General features: G+C 44.4%; 2 protein-coding genes. Both read right to left on the bottom strand.

Annotated features, from left to right (window positions below; translation table 11 throughout):
* Window positions 1-4,148 (bottom strand): DNA-directed RNA polymerase subunit beta' (gene rpoC, locus ABIO93_RS23840; RefSeq protein WP_348072376.1); only part of this gene is annotated, 4,148 nt, incomplete at its 3' end.
* Between the two features lie 91 nt (window positions 4,149-4,239).
* Window positions 4,240-8,103 carry a DNA-directed RNA polymerase subunit beta gene (rpoB, locus tag ABIO93_RS23835; protein ID WP_348072374.1) on the bottom strand — a complete coding sequence of 1,288 codons (3,864 nt, stop codon included), beginning with the start codon at window positions 8,101-8,103 and terminating at the stop codon, window positions 4,240-4,242.
* Window positions 8,104-8,398: the final 295 nt, after the last annotated feature.

Below are 8,398 nucleotides of genomic sequence, written 5' to 3'. Positions count from 1 at the left end.
CGAACCGCCGCTTCGCTCAATACTTTGGTTGTTTCCTGGAACGAAGCCGCAGAAACAAAACTTTCAGTACCTAGTGAAGCTTGTGTGATACCCATCAAAGTAGGTTTCGCAACAGCAGCCTGCGCATCACGGGCAGTAACCAGTTTCAAGTCACGACGTTTCAAGCTTGAATTTTCATCACGCAAACGACGTACTGAAATGATCATACCCGGTTTCAATGTTTCAGAGCTACCAGAGTCTTCAACCACTTTCATATCCAGGATCTTATCATTCTCTTCACGGAACACAACACGGTCAACAGGTTGCATTTCAAGGAAGTTGGTATCACCTGCATCGAGAATCTCTACTTTCTGCATCATTTGGCGTACAATACACTCAATGTGCTTATCATTGATCTTCACACCTTGCAGACGGTATACCTCCTGAATTTCATTCACAAGATATTCCTGAACAGCAGTTGGTCCTTTGATAGACAAGATATCAGCTGGCGTGATGGCTCCGTCAGATAACGGATCACCTGCTTTTACGAAATCACCATCCTGAACCAGAATGTGTTTCGAAAGAGCTACCATGTAACGACGCTGCGTACCATCTCTTGATTCGATATGAATCTCGCGGTTACCACGTTTCACACCACCATATGATACCACACCATCGATTTCAGAAACCGTTGCTGGGTTGGATGGGTTACGCGCTTCGAACAATTCCGTTACACGTGGCAGACCTCCCGTAATATCGCGGGTTTTTCCAACGACACGAGGGATTTTCGCCAATGGCTGACCAGCTTTAATCGCTGTACCGTTTTTCACAACCAAACGAGCTCCAACAGGAAGGTTATACCCTTTTTCACTCTGATCTTTCAACAGCGTGCTCTTACCTTTTACCACTAATGCAGGGTTTTTGGTTTTATCACGTGTTTCAATGATCACTGATTCCTGGAAGCCTGTTTGCTCATCAAATTCTTCACGGTATGTAATTCCTTCTTCAATAGCGTCGAATGAAACAACACCGGTGAATTCTGAAAGAATAACTGCGTGATATGGATCCCATGTACAAAGTTCCTGTCCTTTGAATACCTTATCGCCTTCTTTTACCAAAAGCTGAGCACCGTAAGGAACGTTGTTAGAGATCAGAAGCTGACCTGTTTCTACGTTAACAATTTTAACTTCACCTGAACGGCCCATTACTACTGTAATCGCATCGCCTTCGGAGTTAACAGATTCAACCAAACGTAATTCTTCAAATTGTATGGTTCCGTCAAACTTCGCCTTGATGTTTGCTTCAACAGAAATGTTGGAAGCAGTACCACCGACGTGGAATGTACGAAGTGTAAGCTGCGTACCAGGCTCCCCGATTGACTGCGATGCAATTACACCCACAGCTTCTCCGATGTTAACCATGTATGCCGAAGCCAGAGAACGTCCGTAGCATTTCGCACAAACACCATTACGCGTTTCGCAAGTCAGTACTGAACGAATTTCAACGGTTTCAATGCTCGTTTCGTCAATGTAGGAAGCGATTTCCTCCGTAATTTCCTGACCGGAAGCCAGAATCATTTCGTTGGACAAAGGATCAAATACATCGTGAACACTCACACGACCCAGGATACGCTCTGACAATGGCTCAACGATGTCTTCGTTGTCTTTCAAAGCGGAGATCGCAATACCACGAAGTGATCCGCAATCCGTTTCGATAACCACTACATCCTGCGCCACATCATGCAAACGACGGGTCAGGTAACCAGCATCCGCAGTTTTCAAGGCAGTATCGGCAAGACCTTTACGAGCACCGTGTGTTGAGATAAAGTATTCAAGAACGTCAAGACCTTCTTTAAAGTTAGAAAGGATCGGGTTCTCGATGATTTCACCTGCACCACCAGCGATGTTCTTCTGAGGCTTGGCCATCAAACCCCTCATTCCACCCAGCTGACGAATCTGCTCACGTGATCCACGCGCACCAGAGTGCATCATCATATAGATAGAGTTAAAACCACCCTGATCTGTTTCCAGTTGTTTCATCAAAGTCTCTGTGATACGTGAGTTAACACGTGTCCAGATATCGATAACCTGGTTGTAACGTTCGTTTTCAGTGATAAGACCCATCAAGTAGTTGCTCCAAACGTTTTCAACGTCCAGTTTCGCCTGCTCGATCAGTTTCACCTTTTCGTCTGGTACCATTACGTCATTCAATCCCATTGACAAACCACCTTTGAAGGCCATTTGGAAACCAAGTTCTTTGATTTCATCAAGGAATTGAGCTGTACGGGCAACACCCGCCAGTTTGAATACCAAACCAATGATCTGTTGTAATTTTTTCTTGGTCAACAGTTCATTGATATAACCTACTTCTGCTGGAACGGCCTGGTTGAACAGGATACGTCCGGCAACGGTGTCTATCAGCTTAATTTCAAAAGTACCATCATCATTCCGTACTCTCAGACGGCATTTGATGTTAGCATGTTTCGAAAGTTTGCCTTCGTTGATCGCGATAATTACTTCATCAGGACCATAGAAAATCATTCCTTCTCCAATAATAGGATACTCAGGAGTGCTAATGCGACCTTTTGTTACATAATACAGACCCAAAACCATGTCTTGTGATGGTACCGTAATCGGTGCACCGTTGGCAGGGTTCAGAATGTTATGTGACGAAAGCATCAACATCGAAGCTTCCAAAACGGCTTCTTGACCCAATGGCACGTGAACGGCCATCTGGTCACCGTCAAAGTCAGCGTTGAATGCAGTACACACCAATGGGTGCAACTGGATCGCTTTTCCTTCGATCAGCTTTGGCTGGAACGCCTGGATACCCAAACGGTGAAGCGTTGGAGCACGGTTAAGCAGAACAGGGTGTCCTTTCAATACGTTTTCCAAAATATCCCAAATCACTGGATCCTTGCGGTCTACGATCTTCTTAGCTGATTTTACAGTTTTAACGATTCCGCGTTCGATCAGCTTACGAATGATAAACGGCTTGAATAATTCAGCAGCCATATCTTTCGGCAAACCGCACTCGTGCAGTTTCAATTCAGGTCCAACGACGATTACCGAACGACCTGAATAATCGACACGCTTACCGAGCAAGTTTTGACGGAAACGTCCTTGCTTACCTTTCAGCATATCAGAAAGTGATTTCAATGCACGGTTACCTTCTGAACGTACCGCGTTTACTTTACGGCTGTTATCGAAAAGCGAATCAACAGCTTCCTGCAACATACGTTTTTCGTTACGCAAAATTACCTCGGGTGCCTTGATCTCTATCAGACGTTTCAAACGGTTGTTCCGGATGATTACGCGGCGATAAAGGTCATTCAAATCGGAAGTCGCAAAACGACCACCATCCAGAGGCACAAGCGGACGAAGTTCTGGTGGAATAACAGGTACCATTTTGATCACCATCCACTCAGGACGGTTTTCGATACGGGTGTTCGCATCACGGAAAGCTTCCACAACTTTAAGACGCTTCAAAGCTTCTGCTTTACGCTGCTGAGAAGTATCTGTTGCTGCCTGGTGACGAAGTTCGTATGAAAGCTCATCCAGTTTGATCCTGTTCAGAAGCATTTCAAGCGCGTCAGCACCCATTTTCGCGATAAACTTATTTGGATCCGCATCCGGAAGCATTTGGTTTTCGCGAGGAAGCTTGTCAATGATATCCAGGTACTCATCCTCAGTAAGGAAGTCAAGGTAGCTAACGCCATCCTCTTCTTTGATACCAGGCTGAACTACGGCATATCGCTCGTAGTAGATAATTTGATCCAATTTTTTGGTAGACAATCCAAGCAGGTAACCGATTTTGTTCGGCAAGCTGCGGAAGTACCAGATGTGCGCAACAGGAACCACAAGCTCAATGTGTCCCATACGCTCACGACGTACCTTTTTCTCAGTAACTTCTACACCGCAACGGTCGCAGATGATACCTTTATAACGAATACGTTTGTATTTCCCACAGTGACATTCCCAGTCCTTTACGGGCCCGAAAATACGTTCGCAGAATAAACCACCCATTTCCGGCTTATAAGTCCGATAGTTAATGGTTTCAGGCTGGGTTACTTCACCGAATGAGCTCTCAAGGATAGACTCAGGTGAAGCCAGACTGATGGTCATTCTGGAAAAATCACTATTAAGTTTTTTGTTCTTTTTGAAAGACATAATTAAAAAGTCGTTTGTCTGTTAGTCGAAACTCAATTTTGATTGCATTTCTAAGCGGTGCATTGAAAAGTGCACCGCTTACGACTAAAAATTAGTCCAGCGTAATTTCCAATGCTAGTCCACGAAGCTCGTGAACAAGTACGTTGAATGACTCCGGAATATTTGGTTTCGGAAGGTTTTCACCTTTCACGATTGCTTCGTATGCTTTGGCACGGCCAACCACGTCATCGGATTTGACCGTCAGGATTTCCTGCAAAATGTGGGATGCACCGAATGCTTCCAATGCCCACACTTCCATTTCTCCAAAACGCTGACCTCCAAATTGTGCTTTACCACCCAATGGTTGCTGCGTAATAAGCGAGTAAGGCCCGATAGAACGCGCGTGCATTTTATCGTCAACCAAGTGACCCAGCTTCATCATGTACATCAATCCAACTGTAATCTGCTGATCGAAACGCTCTCCACTCAATCCATTATACAGGAATGTACGTCCCCAATCTGGCAAGCCGGCTTCTTTCAATTCAGCCGCAACTTCTGCTTCAGTAGCTCCATCGAAGATCGGAGTGGCATAGCGACGACCTAGTTTCAGACCTGCCCATGCAAGAATGGTTTCATATATCTGACCGATGTTCATACGTGAAGGTACCCCAAGCGGGTTCAACACGATATCCATTGGTGTTCCGTCTTCAAGGAATGGCATATCTTCATCACGAACTATACGGGCTACTACCCCTTTGTTACCGTGACGACCCGCCATCTTATCTCCAACTTTCAACTTACGTTTCTTGGCAATATATACTTTCGCCAATTTCACAATTCCAGCAGGAAGTTCGTCACCTACTTCAAGTGCAAAACGATCGCGCTTGAAACGGCCCATCAATTCGCTACGTGAATTCAGGTAGTTTTTCAAAACCAATGAAACCTGGCCGTTGGTATCGCTATCCTCAGTCCAAGAGTCTGTTAGGACGTCACCGATAAGGTTAACTTCTTCAACAACTGCATACTGGCTTTCGTCACGGTATGGGTTGTTGGCAGGGAACAAGTTTTCTGAGATATTTCTCACATTGAACTTCATTCCTTTGCTGATCAACTCATCACCAAATTTATGCTTAACGCCCTGGCTGGTTTTTCCGTCAACCAGAGAAACCAGTTTGTCGATGATACGACCACGAAGCGCAGTCAGCTCACGGCCGTATTTTTTCATTAACAGACGAAGCTCATCCTTATGTTTAGCACGCTCTTCCTTGGTAGGACGGGAGAAAAGTTTGGTATCGATAACCACACCTTTCATTGATGGCGGTGCTTTTTTGGAAGCATCCTTCACATCACCGGCTTTATCACCAAAGATCGCACGAAGTAGTTTTTCTTCAGGAGTTGGATCTGATTCTCCTTTTGGAGTGATCTTACCAATTAATATATCTCCTTCTTTTACCTCAGTACCAACCTGAACGATACCATTTTCGTCAAGATTTTTAACAGTTTCCTCGCTTACGTTTGGAATTTCAGCTGTCAATTCTTCTTCTCCGCGTTTTGTATCACGAACTTCCAATTCGAATTCTTCAATGTGAATCGAAGTGAAAATATCTTCACGAACTACTTTCTCAGAAATTACAATCGCATCCTCAAAGTTGTATCCCTGCCAAGGCATGAATGCTACCAACAAGTTGCGACCCAATGCAAGTTCTCCACCCTGAGTTCCGTAACCCTGGCAAAGTGCTTCGCCTTTCTTCACCTTTTGTCCTTTAAGAACCATTGGTTGAAGGTTAAGGCAAGTATCCTGGTTGGTACGACGGAATTTAACAAGATCGTAAGAAACGCTGTCCTCGATAAAACTTACCAGACGTTCTGCATCTGTTCTGTCATATTTAACAACAATTTTCTTGGCATCAACAAATTCGATAACCCCGTCTCCTTCTGCAACAACCAATGCACGTGAATCCATTGCAACACGCTTTTCAAGACCTGTTCCAACGATTGGCGCTTGTGGGCGCAACAATGGAACGCCTTGGCGCTGCATGTTAGATCCCATCAATGCCCGGTTAGCATCATCGTGCTCAAGGAATGGAATAAGAGAAGCTGCCACAGATACGATCTGGTTGGCTGCAACATCCATAAACGACGCTTGAGAAGGATCAACCATTGGGAAGTCACCTTCAAAACGTGTCTTGATTTTATCTACCGTGAAGTTTCCTTTGTCATCCACAGAGGCATTTGCCTGTGCAATGTACTTGGAGTCCTCTTCTTCGGCAGTCATGTATATAAGCTCATTGGTCAGTTTACCAGAGCCATCGATAACACGGTAAGGCGTTTCGATAAAGCCCATTCCATTTACTTTGGCAAAAACGCAAAGTGATGAAATCAAACCAATGTTAGGTCCTTCCGGAGTCTCAATCGTACATAGACGACCGTAGTGGGTGTAGTGAACGTCACGAACCTCAAAGCCGGCTCTTTCGCGCGAAAGACCACCAGGCCCAAGTGCGGACATACGACGCTTGTGGGTAATCTCAGCCAATGGATTGGTTTGATCCATAAACTGTGACAACTGGTTTGTACCAAAGAATGAGTTGATTACCGAAGACAACGTACGCGCGTTGATCAAATCAACAGGCTTGAAATCTTCATTATCACGCACATTCATACGTTCTTTAATGGTACGCGCCATACGGGCAAGACCTACTCCAAATTGCGCATAAAGCTGCTCTCCAACGGTTCGAACACGACGGTTTGACAAGTGATCAATATCATCGACTACTGCCTTAGCATTGATCAGACCGATCAAGTACTTAACGATAGAAACGATATCCCCTGTTGTCAGAACACGAACGTCAAGACTAGTGTCAGAACCTAGCTTTTTGTTGATCCTGTAACGGCCAACATCCCCAAGGTCATAACGCTTATCACTGAAGAACAAGCTTTGAATAACGTCTCTCGCTGTTTGCTCGTCTGGTGCCTCTGCGTTACGCAATTGGCGGTAAATTTGCTCAACGGCTTCTTTGTCCGAGTTTGAGCTATCTTTTTGCAGCGTATTATAAATGATGTTATAATCCGCAACATTCATATCCTCTTTATGCAGAATGACAGATTTCTGTCCTGACTCCACGATCACTTCGATATCTTCAGCAGAGATCGTTGAATCACGCTCCAACAATACCTCGTTACGCTGAATCGAAACAACCTCACCTGTATCCTCATCCACGAAATCTTCTGTCCAGGTTCTCAAAACCCTTGCAGCCAAACGACGGCCCACTGCCTTTTTAAGGTTTGCAGGAGTAGCGCTGATTTCTTCCGACAATCCGAACAGGTCAAGAATGTCTTTATCAGAACCAAATCCGATTGCTCTCAGAAGTGTTGTGACTGGGAATTTCTTCTTACGGTCGATGTATGCATACATGACATTATTCACATCCGTTGAGAATTCGATCCATGAACCTTTGAATGGGATAATACGAGCTGAATACAATTTCGAACCGTTGGTGTGCTTGCTCATAGAGAAGAACACGCCTGGTGAACGGTGCAATTGAGAAACGATTACGCGCTCTGCACCATTGATTACGAATGAACCACGCTCAGTCATGTAAGGAATATTTCCTAGGAACACTTCTTGCTCAATGGTTTCGAATTCTTCATGATCCGCATCATTACAGATCAACCGTAACTTTGCTTTCAACGGTACTGCATAAGTCAGCCCGCGGTCAATGGATTCATCGACTGAATATTTCGGCGGTTCAAGAAGATAATCAATGAACTCCAGCACGAAATTGTCGCGTGAATCAGCAATTGGAAAGTTTTCAGCGAAAACTTTGTACAAACCTTCTCCTGAACGATCTTCTACAGAAGTATCCAGACTGAAGAAATCACGGAACGATTGTACCTGGATTCCTAAAAGATCCGGATAATCGATAATCTGATTAATCCTTGAGAAATTTTTTCTAGGTGTTGCTTTAATTGTAGCCAAGGCTATGTTTGATTTGGGTTAGCAGAAAAACTAATGCGGACAAGTAACCTTTACAGCACGCATGGTATTAATTAGTTTTAACCTAATCTAATGCCTCGTAGAGAATTAATAATCGCCCCTTTTCTATCTTTTCTACGAGTAAAGAAGTGTTTCGGGCAAATTATTTGGAAAGAAGATGGGTACCTGAGAATCTTGATGGTACACCCTTAATCCAAACGTCAAAAAGAATCTTTTCGTTTGGTAATAGGCAAAATAGGAAAAGACCTGACGCTAGCCAGGCCTATTTCCTTAGAAT

Origin of the sequence: Dyadobacter sp., assembly GCF_039919315.1 — a bacterium.
Classification (GTDB): Bacteria; Bacteroidota; Bacteroidia; order Cytophagales; family Spirosomataceae; genus Dyadobacter.
Note: the sequence above shows the minus strand (reverse complement) of the source record. Positions and strands in the feature narration are given on the sequence as shown.